Raw genomic sequence first — 1,216 nt, forward strand, 5'->3', positions numbered from 1 at the left:
ATATCGTCAAGCCAGGCACGCTGCGTTTCGTCGGGAGTATAAAAACAGACACCGTGGGGCACACTGCCATCCAGGTAACCCGGAAGCATCGGATGATGAAAATGTAGCAAGGTTGGCAGCAGACTGTATACGTGTCGAAAATCCGGCCCCATGGCAGCCAACGCACGATCCACCCGAAGTTGGTTAATCGCGTCTAGTCTTTGTTTCAAGGTCTCGATATAGAAGTACAAGACATCTCACCTGATTATCCCGGCGTTAGAAAAACCCGTTTCTACACCCTACCGACATAGTGAGTAGTAGAATTATTGGCCGGTAAATTCTGGAAACGTGATCAATCTAACACCTTGCTGATTGACCGTAAAGAAAGTTAAGTTATCCATCGAGTATAGTACTTTCCCCAACGGCAACTTGTTATTCCTTTTCCCCCTTCCTGGCTTGCTTAGCCGGCGCCGAAAACTGACAGTGCTTCACTATCGGTGTTAGGATGGTGGGTGAATGATAAAATCGGTAATGACTATGCAAGATAACCTTCTCAGAATCGCCACGCGGCAGAGCCCTCTGGCGCTCTGGCAAGCGGGGTACGTGCGCGATGCATTGCTGCGCCACCACATGCATTTGCAAGTGGAGCTAGTGCCTTTGGTGACCCGCGGTGACATCATCCTTAGTACCCCACTGGCAAAAATGGGTGGTAAGGGATTATTCATTAAGGAATTGGAACGGGCGCTTCTGGAATATCGCGCCGATATCGCCGTCCATTCGATGAAGGATGTCACGGTCTCTTTTCCCGATGGTTTGGGACTTTGTGTACTATGCGAACGTGACGATCCGCGCGACGCCTTCGTCAGTCCGCATTATGCCAATCTTGACGCGCTGCCGCCAGGGGCGATTATCGGAACTTCAAGCTTGCGTCGGCAGTGCCAGCTGCGCGAACGGCGTCCTGATTTGCAGGTACGCGACCTGCGGGGTAATGTCGGCACGCGGTTGACGAAACTCGATCGGGGCGACTTTGATGCCGTCATCTTGGCGGTCGCCGGCCTAAAACGGCTGGGTCTGGAGGATCGTATCCGTCAGGCCATCGGTCCGGCAGACTCGCTGCCGGCGGTAGGTCAAGGGACTGTTGGCATCGAATGTCGTCTGGATGATGCCCGCGTGCTGGCGCTGCTAGCGCCGCTTCATCATCGGGAAACCGCGCTGCGCGTCGGTGCCGAACGCGCCA

General features: G+C 54.2%; 2 protein-coding genes. One reads left to right on the plus strand and one right to left on the minus strand.

The annotated features are described in order from the left end of the window. Positions 1-230 (minus strand): hypothetical protein (locus tag BG74_RS03725; protein ID WP_187202574.1); only part of this gene is annotated, 230 nt, incomplete at its 3' end. Positions 231-516: 286 nt separating this feature from the next. On the opposite strand from BG74_RS03725, the gene hemC reads away from it, so the two are divergent. Beyond that, positions 517-1,216: hydroxymethylbilane synthase (hemC, locus tag BG74_RS03730; protein WP_066596695.1), on the plus strand; the 700-nt coding region annotated here is incomplete at its 3' end.

The sequence above is a fragment of the Sodalis-like endosymbiont of Proechinophthirus fluctus genome, assembly GCF_001602625.1.
In the GTDB taxonomy this organism is placed as follows: Bacteria; Pseudomonadota; Gammaproteobacteria; order Enterobacterales; family Enterobacteriaceae.